The organism is Oleiphilus sp. HI0128 (assembly GCF_001635365.1).
The window spans coordinates 1-1,137 of the sequence record NZ_LWGG01000138.1 but is presented as its reverse complement, the minus strand read 5'-3'; the positions used below and the strand labels follow the sequence as shown (position 1 = coordinate 1,137).

Annotated in this window: 1 protein-coding gene and 1 pseudogene; both read right to left on the bottom strand. The window is 46.0% G+C overall.

The genetic code is table 11. From position 1 onward, the window contains the following. Positions 1–571: nucleoid-associated protein (locus A3763_RS01820; RefSeq protein ID WP_197482687.1), on the bottom strand; the 571-nt coding region annotated here is incomplete at its 3' end. Between the two features lie 105 nt (positions 572–676). After that, positions 677–1,137 (bottom strand): annotated as a pseudogene (locus tag A3763_RS27920) (hypothetical protein); the annotation flags it as partial.

Sequence of the window (1,137 nt, the reverse complement as noted above, 5' to 3'; positions counted from 1 at the left end):
CGATTGACTGAGTGAATGCTTCACCTATTTTGGCTTTTGAGCGTGCGCGGACCAAGCAAAGGTATGGGTCAGTACTTTCGCTTTCTGAAAGCCAGTCATCAAGGTCGATGCGCAGGGCAAGATCCATTTTATTTGTGTTGAGGTAGTCCACGGTATCGAGATTAAGCCCAGAGTCTAGGAGTAGGCCGGAATTTGTTTCCAGCGCAAAGATATAGACTCGAGGGCCATCTGCACGTTCCTCATGAACCGTAAGGATAGTGGCTTCAAAGCTCTCGCTGGTTTTATCCACTAGGTCTTTGAGTTGATTCATGTAGAGAAGGCTTAGCTTCTCGAAGCTGATTTTTCCATCCAGTTGCTCTTTCAACCAGTTTTGATAGGGGGCACTACTATAGTCTTCATCAAATTGACCGTGGAATTTACCTGCTTTGAATTGAAAGACTTTTTTAAGTTGACTGAAGAGTCCTTCATGATCTGCAGTGACGTCAGGTGCCTGCTCACAGAGTTGAATTTCTGAAGGTTGATCTTCTTGCCAGCGAGTAATCTTATGAAAAACTAGCGAAGTAATAGCCATGGATTGAGTTCTCTCTGTGTCCAATGAAATAAGGGGCTACGAAGTAAATCGTAGCCCCTGTCTTTGGGTTAGGCTTACTGAGATGAGTATCTCAGTGAATCAAATTTAGCTAAGCCCTTTTACCTGTTCAGGAATATCTACGTCAGATGTTGCTGATAGTACGGTATCTGCAATATCTGAACTGCCTTCCAATGAGGTAATTGCAATTAAGCCTGCTTCTTTAGCTGCCTTAGCAATCAAGAGTTTATCTGCATCGTTGTCGGCCATGTGAGAGGTGATCAACAGGCAAGTTCGACCCTGATTGAACAGCTTACGCTCAGCGGCTTGAGCGAGTACATCACCCGCTTCACCTGAGCAAGCAATAATCGAGGCTACCTGGTGATCTAAACGCGCTGCACGCTCTGCTTCGCTAACAGGTTCCCACTGTGCGCTAGTATCTTCAGCGGCTTCAACGATCATGCCTGCGCCAACCGTTACGTTGGTTAGACGGTCGATAATAATGAAGGCGCCCGTTGCTTTGTTTTCACCATATGGGTCAAACGCAAGTGTCTGGTTTGCATGGATCG